14 protein-coding genes are annotated in these 20,544 nt (G+C 55.9%); 10 read left to right on the top strand and 4 right to left on the bottom strand.

Annotation, left to right across the window (positions count from 1 at the left end; genetic code table 11):
- Window positions 1-250: 250 nt before the first annotated feature.
- Entirely contained in the window at window positions 251-871 is a 621-nt protein-coding gene (locus tag ENN66_00130) for an HlyD family efflux transporter periplasmic adaptor subunit (GenBank protein HDS15046.1), read from the top strand.
- Here ENN66_00130 and ENN66_00125 read toward each other — a convergent pair.
- On the bottom strand, window positions 789-1,454 hold the full coding sequence (locus tag ENN66_00125; protein ID HDS15045.1) for a DUF45 domain-containing protein: 666 nt from the start codon (window positions 1,452-1,454) through the stop codon (window positions 789-791). The two genes, ENN66_00130 and ENN66_00125, sit on opposite strands and share 83 nt — an antisense overlap.
- A gap of 306 nt (window positions 1,455-1,760) precedes the next feature.
- Between ENN66_00125 and ENN66_00120 the strand changes: the two genes are divergently transcribed.
- The gene (locus tag ENN66_00120; protein HDS15044.1) at window positions 1,761-2,618 is read left to right on the top strand and encodes a sigma-70 family RNA polymerase sigma factor; all 858 of its coding nucleotides are present in this window, start codon (window positions 1,761-1,763) and stop codon (window positions 2,616-2,618) included.
- A 140-nt stretch (window positions 2,619-2,758) separates the two neighbouring features.
- Here ENN66_00120 and ENN66_00115 read toward each other — a convergent pair whose 3' ends face one another.
- Window positions 2,759-3,616 carry a VPLPA-CTERM sorting domain-containing protein gene (locus ENN66_00115; GenBank protein ID HDS15043.1) on the bottom strand — a complete coding sequence of 286 codons (858 nt, stop codon included), beginning with the start codon at window positions 3,614-3,616 and terminating at the stop codon, window positions 2,759-2,761.
- Between the two features lie 298 nt (window positions 3,617-3,914).
- Here ENN66_00115 and ENN66_00110 point away from each other — a divergent pair, with 298 nt between their 5' ends.
- From ENN66_00110 to ENN66_00075, 8 genes are all read left to right on the top strand, one after another.
- A complete protein-coding gene (locus ENN66_00110; GenBank protein ID HDS15042.1) occupies window positions 3,915-6,575 on the top strand; it encodes a GNAT family N-acetyltransferase in 2,661 nt (886 codons plus the stop codon).
- Between the two features lie 19 nt (window positions 6,576-6,594).
- Window positions 6,595-7,104 carry a hypothetical protein gene (locus ENN66_00105; GenBank protein ID HDS15041.1) on the top strand — a complete coding sequence of 170 codons (510 nt, stop codon included), beginning with the start codon at window positions 6,595-6,597 and terminating at the stop codon, window positions 7,102-7,104.
- Window positions 7,092-8,699, top strand: coding sequence for a TonB-dependent receptor (locus ENN66_00100; protein HDS15040.1), 1,608 nt, complete (start codon window positions 7,092-7,094; stop codon window positions 8,697-8,699). The genes ENN66_00105 and ENN66_00100 overlap by 13 nt, the downstream gene beginning before the upstream one ends.
- Window positions 8,700-8,964: 265 nt before the next feature.
- Window positions 8,965-9,936, top strand: coding sequence for a hypothetical protein (locus ENN66_00095; protein HDS15039.1), 972 nt, complete (start codon window positions 8,965-8,967; stop codon window positions 9,934-9,936).
- Entirely contained in the window at window positions 9,933-12,290 is a 2,358-nt protein-coding gene (locus tag ENN66_00090) for a response regulator (protein HDS15038.1), read from the top strand. Before ENN66_00095 ends, ENN66_00090 begins: the two co-directional genes overlap by 4 nt.
- A complete protein-coding gene (locus ENN66_00085) occupies window positions 12,277-12,924 on the top strand; it encodes a response regulator (protein ID HDS15037.1) in 648 nt (215 codons plus the stop codon). Before ENN66_00090 ends, ENN66_00085 begins: the two co-directional genes overlap by 14 nt.
- A 206-nt stretch (window positions 12,925-13,130) precedes the next feature.
- A complete protein-coding gene (locus ENN66_00080; protein ID HDS15036.1) occupies window positions 13,131-16,628 on the top strand; it encodes a DNA polymerase III subunit alpha in 3,498 nt (1,165 codons plus the stop codon).
- A 236-nt stretch (window positions 16,629-16,864) separates the two neighbouring features.
- On the top strand, window positions 16,865-18,508 hold the full coding sequence (locus tag ENN66_00075) for a phosphoenolpyruvate carboxykinase (ATP) (GenBank protein HDS15035.1): 1,644 nt from the start codon (window positions 16,865-16,867) through the stop codon (window positions 18,506-18,508).
- Between the two features lie 17 nt (window positions 18,509-18,525).
- On the opposite strand, the gene ENN66_00070 is transcribed toward ENN66_00075, so the two are convergent.
- Together ENN66_00070 and ENN66_00065 are read right to left on the bottom strand one after the other, a co-directional pair.
- Window positions 18,526-19,173, bottom strand: a complete 648-nt coding sequence (locus tag ENN66_00070; GenBank protein HDS15034.1) for a DedA family protein — start codon at window positions 19,171-19,173, stop codon at window positions 18,526-18,528.
- An 11-nt stretch (window positions 19,174-19,184) separates the two neighbouring features.
- Window positions 19,185-19,973 (bottom strand): undecaprenyl-diphosphate phosphatase, encoded by a 789-nt coding sequence (locus tag ENN66_00065; protein HDS15033.1) that lies wholly within the window; start codon window positions 19,971-19,973, stop codon window positions 19,185-19,187.
- Window positions 19,974-20,544 lie beyond the last annotated feature (571 nt).

Here is a 20,544-nt window from a genome sequence, read left to right as displayed (position 1 = left end):
CTGGCCTTGCGGCGGCGGCCCAGCTGGCCTGGCTGGAACTGCGGGAAAAACGGATTCGTCAGTTGCTGGCCGATCAGGGGGTGGCCCAGGAAAGCATGGATGAGATCGCGTCGCAGGTACAACAGGGTCGGGCCCTGTTGCAATCGGCTCGGTTTGGGCTGGCGGTGGCGACCTCTGAAAAAGAGTCGGCCGCCGCGGCGCTGGTCCGGCTGAGCGAAGTGGAGTCTTCTTTAGCGGATGAAACGAAACCTTGCTTTTGCGGGCGCCGGTTTCCGGCAAGGTTCTGAAAATCATGCGGGAAAGCGCCGATCCGGTAGCCTTGGGCGAGGCGTTGCTGGAAATCGGCGATTCGTACCGGCTGGAAGTCGAGATCGATCTGCTTTCGGCCGACGCCGTCAGGTTGCGGCCCGGCCTGCGGGTCGTCTTCACCCATTGGGGTGGCGAAGGTGAACTTCGCGGGCTGGTGAAGAGGATTGAGCTGCGCGCTTTTACCAAGGTTTCGGCTCTCGGGGTGGAAGAACAGCGGGTTTGGGTGATTGTCGATTTTACCGAGGCCCCGGAAAAATTCGCCGGTCTGGGAGATGCTTATCGGGTTCAGGCGGATTTTATTCTCTGGCGCGGGGAGCGGGTGCTGCAGGTTCCGGGCAGCGCCCTGTTTCGCGTTGGGGAGGACTGGGCCCTGTTTGTGATTGAGCGGGATCGGGTTCGGCGTCAAATCGTCGGTATCGGTCGGCGCGGGGACTTCAATGTGGAGCTTGTCAGCGGTCTTGCCGCCGGCGCCTTGGTGGTCAACCATCCCGCGGATGAACTTGATGAGGGTCGCAAGGTTCGTCTTTTTCGGGTTCGCGGAAAGAGCTTTCTTCGGTGGTGATGAACGGTGTCAGGGGTGGGCGCAGCAGAGCGGTGTATTGGCGCAGCCGGCGGTCCAGAGCCCGGGCGTCGGGGCAAAGGGCCGCCAGTCGGTGGTGAAATCCGGGGCCGTGATTTTTGATCTCGGTATGGACCAGCTCATGCAAAAGTACCAGGTCAAGCAAGTCGTCGGGCAGCAGGGCGAGTTTGAGATTGAGGCTCAGATCGTTGTTTGCCGAGCAGCTGCCCCAGCGGCTTTTCTGGTTGCGAAAATTCAGTTTCCGATAGGTAAAGTTATGTGCGGCCGTAAGCTCGCGCAGCCGAGTCGTGATTTTTGTTCGGGCCTGGTCCGGGTCGAAACCGTCGGAGGGGACCGTCAGACCGGCGATTAGGTTCAGGCTTTCCTGTTTTTGTCGCAGCTGTTGTTCGATCCAGTCCTGGCGGCTGCGGACAAAGGCTTCCGCCGCCTGCAGGGAGCCTCCGGGGGGAATGGCGACGCGAATCGTCGCATCGGCCTGAACCCTGAGGTTCATGCGCCGGGCCCGGGCGCTGCGGACGAAAACCACGGTTCCCGGCCTGGATAGATTTCTGCTCGTGACGGTCATGATGAATTTCCTTCGCAATCGTTCGTATGGGGCTGTGGCGCCCGGCGCGCCCCTGGTTTTCCTTTTGCAAGTTGCGGCTTTTTGGCGGGCTCCCGTTTTTTTAAGTTCTTCCGCTGAACTTATAGTGAAAATTTTGCCGTGGCGTCAAGGGCTGAAAATCGCGGCCCTTATTTTTCTGAACCTTTTTGGTTAGGATTATTTAATTATAAATAATTATAGAGATTTTTCTTGATTTATGATGGCTTCATGCTATATTAGCACTCTAAAACAGAGAGTGCTAATATAGCTGTCCGGGAGGTGGCTGCAATGGAAAAATCCTTATCTTTGACTAATACCGATTCGTTTTTACGTTATGTGACCGAGATCAGTCGGATTCCTCTGTTGACCCAGGAAGAGGAGAACGAACTCGCCCTGCGTTATAAAAAAAATAACGAGCTGGCCGCCGCGCATCGGCTGGTTACCGCCAATCTGCGTTTTGTCGTCAAGATCGCCAGTGAATACCGGGGGTATCGCATGCGCATGATGGACCTGATTCAGGAAGGCAACATGGGCCTGATGCGGGCCGTCAAAAAGTTTGATCCGGATCGGGGATATCGCCTGATTTCCTATGCGGTCTGGTGGATTCGCGCCTATATTCAGGATTATATCATTCGTTCCTGGAGCCTGGTCAAGGTCGGCACCACGCAGCTGCAGAAAAAACTTTTTTTCAAACTCGGCAAGGTGCGGGGTTTTCTCAACGGGGACGAGCTGGATACGGCGGAAATCACGGCCCTGGCCGACAGTCGTGAAGAAGACGCCAAGGTGCGGGATTTCTGTCAGCGGCTCAACGCCCGTGATTTTTCCCTGGATTGTTCCCTGGCCGACAGCGAGACCATCTATCTTGATCTGCTTGCGGACGACAGTGAAGATCAGGAGGAAAGCCTTTTGTTGCGGGAGACCGAGACCGACCGCCGTCGCCTGATCGCTCAGGCGCTGCGTGAGCTGACCTTGCGGGAACGGCAGGTGGTCGCCGGCCGTTTTCTAGGGGACGATGACAAGACTTTGCAGGATGTCGGGGACGAACTGGGGATTACCCGGGAGCGCGTGCGGCAGCTTGAAAGCAACGCCCTGAAGAAACTGGAGAAAATTCTGGGGCCGAAGATCGGTGCCCTGGCCCTGACCTAGAGATTATTTTTTCGCTAAAGCAAGTCCATAAAAAAAGAGCTGCCCAAGGCAGCTCTTTTTTTATGGACGAAGACTAAGATGGGAATAAACTGGGGCCATAGGAAATCGGGAGCGTGTCCCCAGTTTTCCGGTAACGGAGCTTAATTCTGCCGACGACGGCGCAGTCCCACCAGACCGGCAAAGCCGGAACCCAGCAGCCAGACGGCTCCGGGAATGGGGACGTTCGGGGTGTCGTGCGTAACTCTGCCCACAAGATTGTCGTTGCCGCAGGCCATCGTGAAATGGACGGTAAAGCTGGTGCCCAGGGTGAGACCGGAAAGATCCAAGGCGATCGCGTTGTGATTTCCTCCGGTGGCGACCCCGGCTAAATCAGTGCTGAAAAAAGCGGTGTACAGTGAATTCAAGCTCCCGCTGTCAGTGGCTCCGCTGGCATATTTCCAGGGGTCGGACGTGGGGAAGTGGGTCGTGGGGATCAACGTGCTGGAGGCGTCGAGCGCATACCAGGTGGCGGTTCCCGTATTACTGAAGGAAATCGCGTAATCCCAGCTGCCATTGCTGCCGACATCCAGAAAAACATCGCCGGGCTTAATACCGTCTTTGCCGTCGATCAGATCGTAGCCGCCGATCATGGTCAGGGTGGAGGTCTCGTTTTTCCAGAAGAAGGCTTCCATGTCCCAGTCCTGACCGGTGACGGCGTTATATTGGGAGCTGTATTCCACTTCTTGATCTTCCTGGTCGCCGAACCAATTGGTTGAACCATTGCCGACACCGTCAAAAACCGTGATGTTTACCCCGATGGCGCTGTAATCGTAAGCCAGCGCCGGGATTCCGGCAAGAATGAGTAAACCCGCCAAGGCAAGACCGAGCCATACCGATTTTTTCATTTTTCTTTTCCTTTTTTCCTGGTTGAAGAGGTTGTCTTTGAACTTAAAAAGCATGATTTTACGATTGTTCGGTGGTTTTTTCCACCAACCCTGAGCTGCAAACCGATCCGCCACTGATTCTGTATCTTCACTGGTGGGTTAATTAACAAAATCAAAGGATGATGTCTATCAGGCAAAAGTATGAATTTAAAATCAGCGTCAACTTTTTTAAAGCGGGTTTTCGGCGGCGCGATTTTTGGTTCCCAAGAGGTCGGTGTTTCGATATAAGTCTATCCGTATATTGTAAAAATGATGTAACTCATTGTTTTTAATGGAAAATTCGCATAGAAATACTTGACGGAATCCGGCTGAAGTTGTAGTTTGTCTGCAATGGAGTGGTCGTGGTTGGCGAAAGGGGCCGGAAAGTCAGGGGATGGGTATTTATAATCTGGATAAACTTTTTACCCCGGGAGCGGTGGCGGTGGTCGAAGCTTGCGGTTGCGGTTCCCAGGGTAAGGCAGAACAGCTGTTCGCCAATCTGAAGCCCGGGGCCTGGCCGGTGTACCTGATCGGCCCGGCTCCGGCGGCTTCAGCTTCGAAGCCGCCGGAGCCGGGTTTCAGGGCCCTGACGGAGATTCCGGAACCGCCGCCCCTGGTGGTTTCCCTGCTCTCGCTGGCGCAAACGCCGGAGCTGGTCGATCTCTGCGGGCGTCTTGGGGTTGCCGCTTTGATCATCATGACCGGGAAAGGTTCGCGCGGCGATGATCGCCATGAGGCCGAGACCATTCGGCGGGCAAAAAAAAACCGGCTGCGCCTGCTCGGTTTCAATTCTCTGGGGATGGTGGTGCCGGCCCGGAATTTCAATGTCTCTCTGTTTGAAATCCCGGTTCAGGATGGCGGTATCGCCCTGCTCTCGCAGAGCGGAGCGGTGATTTCGTCGATTCTGGGCCGGGCCGCGAAACGAGGGATCGGTTTTAGTCATGTCGTCAGCCTCGGGGCCTTGAGTGATATCGATTTCGGCGACATGATCGACTATCTGGGCTGGTCGGCTAAAGTCAGCTGTATTCTACTGTATATTGAAAATCTGAAGGACGTGAAGAAGTTCATGAGCGCCTGCCGTTCGGTGGCGCGCATCAAGCCGATCGTCGCGATTCGTGTCGGCAAGAGTGAGCTCGGTCGCGAGGTGATCAGAAAACATACCGGTTGTCCGGCTGGCGAGGACCGGGTCTACGATACCGCTTTTCGCCGGGCCGGAATCATTCGCGTCGAGACTGTCGAGGAACTGCTGGATGCCGGGGATCATCTGGTCAGGGGCCGCCTGCCCAGGGGGCGGCGCTTGGGCATTATCAGCAATTCCGGTGGCCTGGGGGTGCTTGCCGTCGACGGTCTGGCCTGTAAGGGTATCAGCGTCAGCGCCCTTTCCCCTGGGCTGGGAGAGAAGATCGGCCGCTATATCTCGCCCTATTCCGGGAATCTCGATCCGATTTGTATCGCAGCTGATGCCGATGATCAGCGTTACCTTAAGGTGATTGACCTCTGTCTGGAGGCGGCCGAGTTTGACCTGCTGCTGGTGATCATGGTGCACAGCCAATGGCTGGAACCGATGCGGCTGGTGCCCCGCATCAAGGTCTTGCCTGCGGCGGCCGAAGTCAATCTGCTGTTTGTCTGGCTGGGTGGGGATCCTTCAAGTTATGAGGTCTCAGCCCAGGCTTTGACCGATGCCCGCACCAAAATCTGTTTTTCAGTGGAGGAAGCGGTTTTAAGTTGTCACTACGCTTTTCGCTACCATGAAAAACTTTCCAATCTTGTGGTGATTCCGCAACGTTACAGCCGGGAACTGGGCTATGATCGCACCGCCCTGGACGAGGCGCGCCGGCAGGTTGAAAAATGGCTGGCGGCCGGGGTTTCCCGGCTGGATTCCGCCACCTCCCGGCAGCTGCTCGAACTTTACGGCCTGCCGGTCAATCCGGTCCGGCGTTTTTCCTCGCTGGCGGAAATCCTGGCACGGGCCCAGGATTTTTCCTATCCTGTGGTTCTCAAGCTTGATTCCGGGAACAGCTTTTTCAAAAGCGACCGCGGCGGGGTTTTGCTTAATCTGCGCAGCCGGGAGGCGGTGATCGAGGCTGCGGTCAGACTTCTGCAACGGTTGGAAAAGGATGCCTGTCAGAGCGCGGCCTTTACCCTCGAAGCGATGGTCGAAAATGTCGATTATGAAATCAATCTCGGTAGTCGCTGGGATGTTGAATTCGGGCCCTATCTTTTTATCGGTTCCGGCGGTCTGCAGGCTCGGGTGGCGGCGGCCGAGGAGGTGATTCTGCCGCCGCTGGACCGTCAGCTCGCCGGCAAGCTGATTTCCCGGACCAAACTTTCCGAATGCTCCCGGATTCGGCCCTTCACCCAAGCCCGGCTGGAGGAAATCCTGATGCGGGTCTCGCAGATGGTGGTCGATCTGCCTGAACTCGCCGAGTTGATCCTGCATCCCTTGACGATCGCCGCGAACGACTTCCGTATTGTCGATGCGAAAATCACCCTGGTCGACCGGGACCTGCGTTCTCCGCATCATCTGTCGACGATTCCCTATCCCAACCAGTATGAATTTACGGAGACCTTGAAGGATGGAACCCGGGTTCTGATCCGCCCGATCAAACCCGAGGACGCCGCGGCTCACCACGAGATGATTTCGGGTTTCTCCCGCCAGACCCGTTATTTTCGTTTTTTCTCCTTTCGGGAGGAGATCACGCCGGAGCAGATGGCCCGTTTTACCCAGATTGATTATGATCGCGATGTCGCGATTATCGCGCAGATTGAACGGGAGGGTAAAAAAATCAGTATCGGCGTCAACCGCCTGATTTACTATCCCCACAGCGAGGAATATGAATTCGCCGTGGTGGTCACCGACGCCTGGCAGGGCAGCGGGGTCGGTCGGCTGCTGATGGAAAAACTGATCTATATCGCCCGGGATCGCGGGATTAAAGAAATTTTCGGCCTGGTGCTGCGTAATAATGTCGCCATGATGCGTTTTGTCAAGGGCTTCGGTTTTGAAATCGTCGAGAGCGAGGAAGATCTTTTTCGGATTCGTCTGCAGCTATCCTGAAGCCTGGCATGGGAGTGATATGAATAAAATGAAAAATTTAAGGTTGTTCCTGGTTGCCGGCCTGGTGCTTTTTCTGTGTCTTCCGGCGACCTTGTTTGCCCGGACCGGTTGGTCGAAAGCGGAGAACCCGGGTTTTTCGGCAGACTTCACTCCCGTTCTGCTGGCGGCCGCCGGGGATGAGCAGGAAATGCTGGGCTTGTTTTATGGGGAAACCGAGCTTGTGACCCGGACCAAACAGCCCCTGCATCAGGTTTCGGGGCTGGTGACGGTTATTGAAAACAATGAGATGCGCCGGCGCGGAGCCCGCGATCTGACCGATGTTTTGCGTCTGGTGCCCGGCATCGAGGTGGTTTTTGATTTTAACGCCTATCCGGTGGTCGTTATGCGCGGCTATCGCAGCAACGCTTCGGAAAAGATTTTATTCATGATCAACGATCACCCGGTCAACAGTGACTGGACCGGCGGCGCGACTATGTTTTTCGCGGAGCCGGATCGGCGCTGTATGGTTCGAGCGCGATGCTGGGGGTGATTAATCTGATCACCCGCAAAGGGGAGCCCGACCGTCTGGGCCTGGACGCGAAAACCGGTTCGCACCGGTTGCAGCGCTACAATCTGGAAGGGGCGATTCGAGACGGCGGCCTGGCGGCCTGGGGGAATCTTAACTATCTCAACAGCGATGGGGCCGGAGTGCGGGTCAAGCGGGACGCGCTCAGTGATGATCCGCTGAACGCCGGCGTTTCCCTAGCTCCGGGCTCCACTCGGGAATGGGTCGAGCGCGGCGATATCAATGGCGGCTTCGCCATTGATGACCTGCAGTTGCAGCTGCAGTATCTCGATCACCGTGACGGCGGTTTCTTCGGCCCCGGCAAGGCCCTGAGCGACGAGACCGAAATGGAGCGCAGTTATTTCTGGAGCGAACTCAGCTGGAAAAAGAGTTTTTTTGACGGCACCCTGCAGGTCAGACCCCGAATCAGTTTCGACCGCCATGTTCTTGATTCTAAATTGGGTCTGCGGCCGCCGGGATTTACCGGGCCCCAGGGCGAGGTTTTCCCGGACGGCAAGCTGGAGATTCAGAGCGGTGTCGTGCGGGCCTTAACCGCGAATCTGCAGTTTGACTGGCAGCTCGGCGCCGATCATCTGTTCAGTTGCGGGGGGGAGTTTCGCTATACGGTGCTGGATCAGGTCAGTTTCAGGGCCAATTTCGATCCCCTGCCCCTGCCGGAGCTGATCGACGTCACGGATCATTTCAGCTGGATGGCGGAAGCCCGGCGCCGGTTTTATTCGGTCTACGCCCAGGATCAGTGGCGTCTTAACGCACAACTTTTTCTGGTGGCCGGGTTACGCTTTGATCATTATCAGGATTTTGGATCGGAAGTCTCCCCCCGTCTGGCCCTGGTCTATCAGCCCCGGCCGTGGTTTCGCATCAAGGCCGCTTACGGTGAATCTTTTGCCGCGCCTTCCTTTCGCAGTCTTTACAAACAGGCGCAGGGCGGTCCTTTTTTGGGTAACCCCGAGCTTGACGCGGAAACCGGCCGCTGTTACGAGCTTGATTTTGAGTTTGAACTGGGGCGCGATCTCGATCTGAGCCTGGCTTTGTACCGCAATGAATTCGAAGACCTGATCAGGGAGGAAACGAATCGGGTGACTGCCGGCAAGATTATGTTTGCCAATGAGGACGAGGTGGTGACCCATGGGGTTGAATTCGGCCTGGTGCGGCGTTTCTCAGGTTTTCTCGAAGGCGGCGACCTGCGTTTCAACCTCGCCTATGCTCATGCCCGGGATCAGGACGGCGAGCCCCTGGCCGGGATTTCCCGCTGGCTCTCGCTGGCGGCGCTTAATTTCAGGTTGTGGCCCGGTCTCAATCTCAATCTGACTTGTCAGTATGTCGGCCGTACCGAGAGGGTCGCCAGGGTGGCATGCGCAGGTTTTCCCGACTATCTGCTTGCAGATGTCACCCTGCGGGCTGTCAATCACGCCCTGCTGCCGCCGGGGGTCGAGGTTTTTGTCGCCGCCCATAATCTCTTTTCGGAAGATTACGCCTATGCCTGTACCAGCGGTGAGCTTCCCGACGGTTATCCGCGTCCCGGCGTTTCTTTTGAGGTCGGCTGTCGGGTTAAGTTTTAGCCGGCGCGTGACCCCCGCGGGCCTGGGGCGGAGTTTTTGCTCTCATGAATCTTGCATGACCGGGGGTTGGCCGCGCGCGCAAGGCTTTGCTTTTTGCGCTGTATCGATTCCGGTTGCCGACTGTAACATGTTGAAATTAAATGGTTATGTTTGAGAGGTGGAGCGAAAAGGAGCGCCGTTTCGCATTGCCTTGCTAAGCCGTTTTTGTAATCGGGCCGGTTTTTTTTGTAACGCAATCAAGTCGCTTTCGGGGTTGTCGTTGCCCGTGAAAATTCTTGAAAAGATTTTCCGGCCTTTGGGCCGCGAGAGTTTCGTCCTGATCGTCCTGGGGCTGTTTCTCGCTTATCCGGATTGTCTGCTCGCCGAGAAATTGAAGGCGACGATTATCTATCAGGCGAGAATCATTCAGCACCAGGAGATCATCAGGTCGTTGCAGGACCCGACCCGGGTCGCGGAGGAGTTTGAACTCGACTTTCTTCCCTTAAGCGGAAAGGCGGAGACCGGTCATCGGGAAAGGCTTCAGCGCGCGGCCATGCTGGTGGCCATCGGCAGCCACGCCCTGCGCTTGGCATTGCAGGAGGGCAACGGTCAACCGGGGCTCTACGCCCTGGTTGCCGAACCCGAGGCTCTCGATCTGGCCACGGACAGTGGTCGGTGGCGGGGACTGCCGTTTTCCGTCCCTTTTGCGACCCAACTGGAAGTGCTCAGGAAATTGCTGCCTGAGGCCGAGCGCGTCGCCCTGGTTTGCAGCCGGGAGCAGCTGCGGGAAATCGAGCGGTTTCGCCGGGTCGCGGAAAAATTGGGATTCGAGGCTGACTGCGGTGTGGTTTCGCAGCAAAATTCACTGGCGGTGATTGAGCGTCTTTACCAGCGTTGCGACCTTTTTTTCATGATTCCGGTTCCAGGTCTGATCAACCGGGTCACCCTTGATAAAATGCTGGAGTTGCAGGCCCGGACCCGGCGCCCTCTGATCGGTCTCTCTCCTGGTTTTGTCAGGCAGGGAGCCTTGCTTTCCATTAATTATACCTTGTCGGTGATGGCTGACTTTCTTTGTCAGGGTCTGACGGCTTACGGTCTTCGGGGGGAACTGATCGACGTGGCTGAAGATTTTGCCGGGGGCGAAGAAAATCTTTTCACGATTTTTCTTAACCGTGACCGGGCGACTTATTTTTCCGTCCTGCCGCCCGCGGCGCTGGAGAAAAATATTGTTTTTGTCGATGGCGGAGGAACTTTGTGAGTTTTGCCGTCCGGCTGCTGGGGGCCTTTCTGCTGGTGACGATCCTGGTCCTGGGCTCGTCCCTGTTCAGCCAGGTCTATATCACCAAAACCGTCGGTCGCCGCTTGCTTCATGATCAGGGTTATCATCGGGTCAAGGTTCTGCAAGCCCAGGCCCGGACCGCGCTTTTTACTCAGAGTGCCCTGCACATCGAGGCCACGGCCAGAAATATGCTGCTCACGCCTGAGATTGAACGAATCATTCTCTATGATGCCGGCGCGCTTTCCTGGCGCTCATGGCAGAACCCGGAGAGTGCGTCGCCTGCCTGGCGGCCGGAGCCAGCCGAACTGCTTCCCTGGCTGCAGGAGGCAGATCCGGACGAACCCGAGGTTAAAACTGTGACCACGGCCGGAGTGATCAGTTTTATTTTACCCTTGCGGCTCAGGTCGTTGAATGAGGAAGAAGGGGCCGTCAGTCCGCTGGGTTTACTTCGGCTTGATATCACGCCGTTGATTTTCGCGGACTATGTCAATCGTATGAAGTGGTTGTTCGCCATGGAAATCGGGTTGATCTCCTTGGCCGCGCTGCTATTGTCAGGATTGCTGGCGCGTCATCTGGCCTCTCCGGTCAATGCCTTGATTGCCGCCGCCGATCGGGTCAGTCAAGGTGATTTCAGCCGGCCGGTCAAGGTTCGGGCCAGTCGTGAAATCGAGGCCCTGGTCGAGGCCTTTAACCGGATGATGGTCGATCTCAAAGAGTTCGAAGCTCGCCTGGCTCAGGCCCGGGACGAGGCCGAAAGCGCGAGTCGGGTTAAATCGGAGTTTCTGGCCACCATGAGCCATGAGATCCGAACCCCGATGAATGGTCTGATCGGCATGGCCGAGCTACTGGCCGGAACCCGTCTGGATGACAAACAGCGGCGTTTTGTCATGAATATCAGACGGTCCGGGGAAAATCTGCTGACGGTGCTCAACGATATCCTTGACCTGTCCCGGGTCGAGGCCGGCAAGATGGTGCTGGAGGAGGTTGATTTTGATCTGCGCGAGGTTTTTACCGAGGTTAGTCGGTTGTTCATGCCGGTGGCGCAAGCCAAGGGCGTCGCTTTCGAGGTTTATGAGAATCCGGAACGTATGAACAGCGTGGTCCGGGGCGATCCGGTCAGAATCCGTCAGGTGTTGCTCAACCTGGTCGGCAACGCCGTCAAGTTTACCAACCAGGGCCGGGTGACCATGGTTCTTTTCCTGCGTTATCGAGGGCGAAAGGCTTCGATTTTTCGCCTGGCCGTCGCGGATACCGGAATCGGTCTCAATGAAGCGGAGCAGAAGATTATTTTTCAACCCTTTCAGCGGGTTGATAGATCGATCACCCGCGATTACGGAGGCAGCGGTCTGGGGCTGAGTATTGTCCGGCGGCTGGTGACCATGATGGGAGGAGAACTGGGGCTTAAAAGTCGTCCGGGTGAGGGCAGTGTCTTCTGGGTTGAATTGACTCTGCCTCACGGCGATGCCGGGAAAGCCACCCCTTTCTGGGACCGGGGCGGGCGCTTGCGCCGCGCACCGCGAATCGAGCTTGAAAAACGCAGGCTTCTGGTGGCCGAGGATTACGAAATAAATCGTGAAGTGATTTTGAACATGTTGGAAAATCTGGGTTGTCGGGCGGACTGGACGGCCGATGGCCGGGAAACCCTGAATGCGGTGCGGGAAAAAGCTTACGATCTGGTGCTGATGGATCTGCAGATGCCGAAAATGGATGGTTTCGCGGCCCTGGCCGAGATTCGGCGACAAGGGATTACGGGCGCCGATGGTTTACCCTTAAAGGTCGTCGCCGTGACCGCCGACGCCATGAAAGGTGATCGGGAAAGATGTCTGGCCGCAGGCATGGATGATTATCTGGGCAAACCGTTTACGGCCGCGGAGCTGGAAAAGGTGATCGCCAGGGTTCTGGGGGCTCGGGAAGCTGAATCCGGGTCCGGCGGCGCTGAGTGTCGGAAAACCGGCGGCAGCGGCCGCTCAGGGCTCGGAAAAGCCTCCGCGCAGGAGCTCAATCGGCGGACTCTGGCTAATTTCGTGGCCGAGATGGGAGGGGGGACCGGAATGCTGGTGGAACGGTTTTGCCAGGCCCTGGCGCTTCAGCGCGAGGCCATTGAAACGGCCCTGCGGGAAAATGATTTGGCCGTGATCGCCGGCGAAGCCCATAAAATCAAAAGCGCCGCCGGGATGCTGGGGGCGGAAAAACTTTCTCTGCTGGCGCGGGAACTTGAGAAACAAGGGCGCCAGGGGAAGGCTGAACAGGTTGCCGATAAGATTTCATTGTTGTTTGCAGAAGCCGCCCGGGTTACGGCCAGGCTCAGGGAATTCCATAATGATAAACGATAGCGCCGATAAAATTGAAGCAAAACACTGCGTTATGGTGGTTGACGATGATCTTTTCAGTCGCCGCAGCCTGTCCGTCTTTCTGCAAAATAACGGCTATCGGGTCTGTGAGGCCGAAGACGGCGCCCGGGCCCTGAGTCTGCTGCGCAACTGCAAGGCCGATTTGATTCTTCTGGACATGGACATGCCGGTCATGGATGGTGTCGAAACCTGCAGGCGTCTGCGCTTGCTTAAGGAATACGCCGATATTCCGATTCTGATGATCACCGGCCTCGACGATGACGACAGCATTAACCAGGCCTTCGCCGTCGGCGCCACCGATTACCTGACCAAACCCTTTCACTGGACGGTGCTGCGCAATCGGGTCAAATATCTGATCATTCAGCTCTACGCCGAAAGAGAGCAGAAACGGCTGGTTAAGGAACTCAGTGAGACCCTGGAAAAGGTGCGCGCCCTGACCGGTTTGCTGCCGATCTGCGCCTCCTGTAAAAAGATCAGGGATGACGACGGCTACTGGCAGGAGGTTGAAACCTATATGGGAGAACACACTGAGTTACAGTTCACTCACAGTATCTGCCCGCAGTGTCGGGAACGGCTTTACCCGGGCAGCAAGAAACCCGACCCGCGTGAGGTCTGACCGCGTTGGTGTATGGAAGGGCGGGTTCGCAGCGGAATTTTTTCTTGGAAAAACGACCCTGGTGTGCTAGAGGCGAAGCCGGTTTTGATTCGTGAAACCTGATTTGCACCCTCAGGGTTGGTTTGCAACCGCAGGTTGTTTTGTAACGCTTGCCGGTTTGCTGCCTGTTTGCCGCCGTCCAGGTTTCCTTCAGAGTGGTTTTTTAAATGCCTTCGTCCGCTTTTGTTCATCTCCATCTGCATACCATGTACAGCCTGCTGGACGGCGCCATTCGCATTCCCGATCTTTTGCGCCGTGCCTGTGATTTCGCGATGCCGGCGGTCGCCATAACCGATCATGGCAACATGTTCGGAGCGGTGGACTTTTATCGTGAAGCCAGAAAACAGGGGGTTAAACCGATTATCGGCTGCGAGGTTTATGTCGCCCCGCAGGGCCGCTTCGTCAAGAATAAACAAAGCGACAAGGAGCAGGATAACGCCCATCACCTGGTGCTGCTGGTCATGGATGGCCGGGGTTACAAAAATCTTTGTCAGCTGGTCAGCAAGGGGTTTCTGGAGGGGTTTTATTATAAGCCGCGGATCGACAAGGAACTGCTGCTCGAATATCATCAGGGGTTGATTGCCTTAAGTGCCTGTCTCGGTGGGGTGATTGCTGCGCCATTGCGGCGCGGGGAGGATGATCAGGCTCGGGCTGAGGTCGAATTCTATCGCGATCTGTTTGATGAACGCCGGTTTTTTCTGGAGATTCAGGAAAATGGTCTGCCGGAGCAGGATCAGGTCAATCGCAAGCTGGTCGGGTTTGCCGAGGAGCTTGGCGTTCCCCTGGTGGCCACCAACGACTGCCACTTTCTCAATCGCGAGGATGCTCACGCCCATGAGGTCCTGCTTTGTGTGCAGACCGGACGGAACATGGATGATCCCAAACGGATGCGTTATCCGGAGGATCTTTATTTTAAATCCGGCGAGGAGATGAGCGCGGCTTTCAGCGAGCATCCGGAGGCGCTCGCTCATACCCTGGAGATCGCCGAGCGTTGTAACTTTGATTTTGAATTTCGTAATTACCGTCCTCCCACCTTTGTCCCCCCGGCGGGAAAATCGCTGGATGACTTTCTCGTCGAGAACTGTCAAAGCGGTCTGGAAAGCCTCTGGCCGCGTATCAGAAAGTTTCATCAGGAGCGTTTTACGGCTGAGCTTGAGAGCGAATACCGGCGGCGCCTTGAAACTGAAATCGCGATTATCCGCGACATGGGGTTCGCCGGATATTTTCTGATTGTGGCTGATTTTGTCAATTATGCCCGGCGGCGAAAAATTCCGGTCGGACCCGGCCGGGGCTCGGCCGCCGGTTCCCTGGTCGCCTATGCCCTGCGGATTACCGATATCGATCCGTTGCCCTACGGCTTGCTTTTTGAGCGCTTTCTTAATCCCGAGCGGGTTTCCATGCCCGATATCGACATGGATTTCTGTATTCACGGACGCGATCAGGTAATTAAATATGTAACCGAGAAGTACGGTCGCGATCGGGTCGCCCAGATTATTACCTTTGGCCGAATGCAGGCCAAGGGGGTGATTCGGGATGTCGGCCGGGCCCTGCACATGCCCTTTGCCGAAGTCGATAAGATCGCCAAGCTGGTTCCCAATGAATTGAAAATGACCCTGGCCAAGGCGGAAACCCTGGAGCCGGCCTTTGCCAAGCTGCGTCAGGGCAGCGCCCTGGAAAGGGAATTGATCGAGGTTTCCTGCGCTCTTGAAGGGCTCAGCCGGCACGCTTCGGTCCATGCCGCCGGAGTGGTGGTTACCGATCAGCCGCTGGTCGAATATCTACCGCTTTACCGAGGCGCCAAGGATGATGACGACGTGGTCGTCACTCAGTACGACATGGGCTTCGTCGAGGAGTTGGGGCTGATCAAGTTTGATTTTCTCGGTCTGAAAACCCTGACGGTCATTGATAACGCGCTGCGTCTGATCAATCGGGACAAGAAGGATGACAGTGAGTTTTTTGATCTGAACCTGATTCCCCTGGACGATCGCGCCACCTTTGAGTTGCTGGCTTCCGGAGCGGCGGTCGGGGTTTTTCAGCTGGAAAGCAGCGGCATGCAGGATCTTCTAGTGCGCCTGAAACCGGAATGTTTCGAGGATATCATCGCTCTTGTCGCCCTGTATCGTCCCGGTCCGCTGGAAAGCGGTATGATTGATGATTTTATCGCCCGCAAGCACGGCCGGCAGAAAGTCGAATACCCCCTGCCTGAACTGGAAGCGATTCTCAAGGAAACCTACGGGGTAATCGTTTATCAGGAACAGGTTATGCAGATCGCACAGAAACTGGCCGGATACTCCCTGGGCCAGGCCGACCTGCTGCGCAAGGCCATGGGTAAGAAAAAAGCCGAGGTCATGGCCGCTCAGCGCGAAAGTTTTCTTGTCGGAGCCCGGGAAAACCGGGTCGACGCCCGCAAGGCCGAGGAGATCTTTGATCTGATGGCCCGTTTTGCCGAGTATGGCTTTAATAAGTCACACTCCGTGGCCTACGGTTATGTCGCTTATCAGACGGCCTATCTGAAGGCTCATTATCCGGTGGAATTTATGGCCGGTCTGCTGATGGAGGATATGAATGATACCGACAAGGTTATCAAAAATATCGCCGAATGCCGGAACATGGGCATCAAGGTATTGCCTCCCGATATCAATGTCAGTGAGTTGTCCTTTACGGTTGTCGGCCGGGATATTCGTTTCGGGCTGGCGGCGGTCAAGAATGTCGGCGGCAAGGCGGCCGCCGAAATTCTTCGGGTTCGGGAGATTGAGGGACAGTTTAAATCCCTCTTTGATCTTTGCTGCCGAATCAACCTTTCCAAGGTCAATCGCCGGGTTCTGGAGAGCCTGATCAAGGCCGGAGCCTTCGATGGCGAGGGGGTCTCCCGTTCCCGGCTTTTCGCCGGAATTGACATGGCCATGGAAAACGGCCAGTCGGCCTCCAGGGACCGGGTTTGCGGACAGCAGTCCCTGTTTGCTTTCGCCGGCGAAGAACTTTCCCGGGATGAAGCCTGCTATCCTGAGGATGTAGTGGCCTGGAGCGATAAGGAAAAATTGCTTTATGAACGCGAGGTTCTGGGTTTTTACCTGAGCGGCCATCCTTTACAGCGTTATGTCGACGAGTTGCGGCGCTGCACCACTTCCAGCGCGGCCGGGCTGGTTCAATGTGAGAATGCGGCTCAGGTCAGGGTCGGCGGTCTTCTCAGCGCCGTGCGCAGTAAACGCACCAAAGCCGGCAAGCTTATGGCCTTCGCGGTGCTTGAGGATCTCAGCGGTTCGGTCGAGGTAACCCTTTTTGAGGAAAGTTTCACCCGGGCCCGGGATTTTATCGCCGACGAAAGCCCGCTGGTATTGGAAGGGCGGGTCGAGGTCAATGATGATCGCAGCAAGGCCAAGATGGTGGTGGAAAAGGTTTTCGGTTTGGAGGAAGCCTTGACTCAGACCGTGGAAAAGATTGTCTTTAAATTGTCGGGCGAGCAGGCGGCGCCGCCCCGCCTGGCTAGGCTGCAGGATCTTCTGCAGCACCATCAGGGTGCTTGCCCGGCCTATATGCACGTGTTGTTGCCTGATTGCGAGGTGGTCATGGCCATGGAAAACTTTCCCTTGCAGCCTTCGGCCGATTTGGTTCATGAGGTCAAAGCCCTGTTTGGGGGTGGGCCGGTGGTTGAGTTGGTTTCCTGAGGGTTTTCCGTGCCGAAAAACCTCACGCGCTTTATTCCCCTGTTCGGCACGAAAAAAACTCCGGCGAGCCTGGCGGAACGGGCCGCCGATAGCAGCTTGTCTTGAGACGTGAAAAGCAGGAAAATCCGGGGCTTAGAAGATGCTGCAAGCGCCCGTCTGAAGAGTGACGAAGATAAGGATATTTTTTATGGGTAGAGTATTTTTATGCAGGCTAACCAATCGAGGAAGGATGGAAGATGAGTAAAAGAGTTGTCGTAGACGCGATGCTGGCGGAACACAGCCAAGTGGTCGTGAATCCTGAACGTAAGGAAATGATTCGGGCCGCGGTAGCTAATCGTGAAGCTCTGGTGGCCGCCAGTGGTACTCTGGCCACCTGGACTCCGCCGGAATCCACCGGGCGCAGTCCCAAGGATACGCTGATTGTCAAAAGAGTCGCGAGCGAGGCCAAGATTGATTGGGACTCTCCGAGCAATAATCCGGTCTCGGAAGAAACCTTTGCCATGATCTTTGCCGATGCCCTGGCGACGTTGAGTCAAAAGAAGAGCCTTTATGTGACCGACCGGGTTCTGGGCGCGGATTCGGCTTACGCCCTGCCGGTCAGGACCGTCAGTGACAAAGCCTTGACCGCATTGTTTACCGACAATATGTTTCGCCCCTTACCGGCCGATATTAAGCGCAGTATCTTTGCCGACCAGGGCTTTACCCTACTGGCCCTGCCCTATGACAAACTCGATCGGGAACGTTACCAGGGGCGCTTGCGGAACCTGGCCGATGGTCGGGCCTCGGATCTGGCGGTGGTTATTGATCTTGATCTGCGGGTGGGCATCGTTTACGGATCAGCTTATTGCGGCAGCGTGAAAAAATTGATGTTTTCCGTGATGAACTACATGCTGCCTGAGGTCGGCATTCTGCCGCTGCACTGTTCCGCCAACGAAGGCGCGAATGGTCATGTGGCCTTGCTGCTGGGGCTTTCCGGAACCGGGAAAACGACCTTGTCGGCCGACCCCGAGAGAGCTTTGTTGGGGGACGATGAACATGCCTGGAGCGTGAACGGTATCGCCAACTTTGAAAACGGCTGTTATGCCAAGATGATCAATATCGACCCGGAAAAAGAACCAGAGATTTACCGGGCCGTCATGCAGGAGAAGGACTATCTTGAGCACGGTTCGATTGTTGAAAACGCGATGTTTTATCCGGACGGCTCTTTTGATTTCAATGATGAGCGTCTGACCCCCAATTCAAGGGGATCATATTTGCTTGCCGAACTCAGTAATGTCAAGGCTGCTTCCGTGGCCGGCCATCCGCAGACCATTCTTTTCCTGACCGCGGATGCCAATGGGGTGCTGCCGCCGATCAGTAAACTTGATCCGGACCAGGCGATGTTGTGGTTCATGATGGGTTACACCAGCAAGCTGGCCGGTACCGAGACCGGAATCGACGAGCCGGTGACGGCTTTTTCCCGCTTTTTCGGAGAACCGTTCATGCCCTGCAATCCGGATGTTTATGCCGGACTGCTGGGGTCGCGTCTGAAGACCTACGAGGCCGAGGTTTTTCTGGTTAATACGGGCTGGAGCGGCGGCGCCTTCGGTCAGGGGAGACGGATGGATATCAATCTGACCCGGGCCCTGGTCAAGGCGGCCATGAATGGTGAGCTGAAAAAGGTGGAATATCTTGACGATGAAATTTTTCATGTCAGGATTCCACGAAGTTGCCCAGGGGTGCCGGCGGAGATTCTTAATCCGCGTGATACCTGGCAGGATAAGGATGCTTATGACCGGCGGGCGCGGAAACTGGCCGGAGAATTCGCGGCCCATTTCCGTAAAGCTTACGGCAACAAGAACATCGCGGCGGAAATCGCCGCACAGTGTCCCGGCAGCTGAAACCGGCAGCGGGCCGGTCAGGCGTCAGTGGTCTTCTCCCCGGAGACGGCTGACGCCTGTTTTTTTCTGCTCCGCATGAGCAGAAAATAGATAACGCAGCTCAGGAGCAGCAGCGGGGCCAGGATGGAAAAAGCCTGATGTGAGTAGTGGCGGATCAGCTCCTGGTTATTGCCGACCAGATAGCCGATAACGGCAAGAATTACGACCCAGATTCCGGCGCCCAGCGCCGTGGCCAGAATAAAGGGCAACAACGGCAGGCGGGCGATGCCGGCGGGGAAGGATATATACTGGCGGATGCCGGGGATCAGGCGCCCGATAAAGGTGCCGAAAATGCCGTGCTCGTTAAAATAACTCTCGACCCGGGCAAAAGCCGCCGGAGTCAGGCCGAAATAGCGGCCGTAACGCAGCAGCACCGGGCGCCCCAGCCTGAGCGCCAGCCAGTAATTAAATAAGGCCCCGAGCACGCTGCCGAGAATGCCGGCGGCGATTACCAGAAAGATATTCATTTCACCCTGCTGGGAAAGATAGCCGGCCGGAGGAATCACGACCTCGCTGGGAAAGGGAAAAAATGAACTTTCCAGAAACATCATGAACACGATGCCGCTGTAACCGAGCTTGCCGACGATGGCGACGATGGTGGCGATGAGTTTGTGAAGTAATGCCATGTTTGGGGGCCTCAGCTCAGGGCCAGCAGTAGGGTGGCGATGCCGGCGATCAGGCAGTAGCCGGCAAAGAAGCTCAGGCGTCTTTTTTTAATGATTAAAAGCAGTAGTTTCAATGACATGAGACCGGTGATCAGGGCTGCGGCAAAACCGTCGAGGCAGGCCGGAAGCTGCTCCGGCGGCAGGGTGCTGATTTCCTTCAGATTCAAGAGAACGGCCCCGGTGATCGCCGGAATTGAGAGCAGAAAGGAAAAACGGGCCGCGCTTTCTCCCGCGATTCCAGCTAACATCGCGGCGGCGATGGTGGAACCGGAACGGGAAATGCCGGGCAGAATGGCCAGGCCTTGCACCGTGCCGATGAGGAGGGCGCTTTTGCCGTCGACCACGGTTTTTTCAGGGGTGATTCTTTTTTCCGCCAGCCATAAAAGCAAGGCGGTGATCAACAGCATCAATCCGACCAGATCAAGGCGGTTGAAAACTGAGGTGAAAAATTTTTTCCCAAAAAAACCGACGATTCCGGTGGGGATGGAAGCCAGCATGAGCATGAAAAAGAGATGGCGGCGATCCTTGGTGTGAGGTTCGGGACGTAAAACGGCGCCTGCCAGCATGGTTATGTCTCTGCGAAAAAAGATGACTACCGCCAGCAAGGTTGCCAGGTGGAGAAGAATTTCAAAGACGATTCCCGGCTGGTGCCAGTTGGGCAGCAGGTGTTCGGCGATGACCAGATGTCCCGAACTGCTGACCGGCAGGAACTCGGTGACTCCCTGAATAATGCCGAGAATGATGGTGTTTATGGTTGACAAAGGCGCTCTCTTTTCGCTGGTTAGGGGCTGTCGGGTCGGGACTCATAGCAGAGCCTTGGGTACTTGTCAAGCCGCCCTCTCTTTGGTTAACATCATTTGATAGTCAAAGAATAATTATTAATGATGGGTAACCTAAAGGCGCCGGAGTCGGCGAGCGGTGTTGTCAGTGCCGGTTTTTCGGTGGTGATTTGTTAACAGTCGCGGCTTGTCCGGTTTTTTTGGCCCAGGTTTGCCGGAACTTTAGCGCAATTTCTTCTTGACACTGATAAAGTATTGAAAATAAAGGGAAATGTAGTTTGGCTGGAAAATGACTGGGTTTTCTGAAAAAGCCTGTACTTTAGCGGGCTTAGCCTCGCCAAGTAGGTTGTCAACAAGTTTTTAGCAGCGTGGCAATCCCTATATAATAATGCGTTTCAGGCTTTTTTGATTGATTTAAAAACATGTTTTATAAATTTGGCATGATTTTTTATGTAATCTTTTTTTGCAGGTTATTTATCTGTTATTGCAGCTTTTTTCATAATAATGAGGTTGGCATTGAGGCCTGGTGCTTCAGGGCCTGTGTTCAGGTGGA

It is taken from the genome of Pseudomonadota bacterium, assembly GCA_011049115.1.
Classification (GTDB): Bacteria; Desulfobacterota; Anaeroferrophillalia; order Anaeroferrophillales; family Tharpellaceae; genus DSCM01.
The sequence above is the reverse complement of the archived record's forward strand: the minus strand, read 5'-3'. Positions and strand labels throughout refer to the sequence as shown.